Consider the following 244-nt stretch of genomic DNA (forward strand, 5'->3'; position numbering starts at 1 on the left):
GGAGTTGACCGGTACTAATAGGCCGAGGGCTTGTCCTCAGTTGCTCGCGTCCACTGTGTTGTTCTGAAACAACGACCCCATGCCACTGGTCACGTGGTGTGGTGCGGTTGACAGTTTCATAGTGTTTCGGTGGTCATAGCGTGAGGGAAACGCCCGGTTACATTCCGAACCCGGAAGCTAAGCCTCATAGCGCCGATGGTACTGCAGGGGGGACCCTGTGGGAGAGTAGGACGCCGCCGAACAA

1 rRNA gene is annotated in these 244 nt (G+C 57.4%); it reads left to right on the plus strand.

The features are described 5' to 3' along the window. The first annotated feature begins 125 nt into the window (after nt 1–125). Nucleotides 126–242, plus strand: a 5S ribosomal RNA gene (gene rrf, locus AA75_RS05325). The last annotated feature ends 2 nt before the right edge of the window (nt 243–244 follow it).

Origin of the sequence: Kitasatospora sp. MBT63 (assembly GCF_000710465.2) — a bacterium.
GTDB lineage: Bacteria > Actinomycetota > Actinomycetes > Streptomycetales > Streptomycetaceae > Kitasatospora.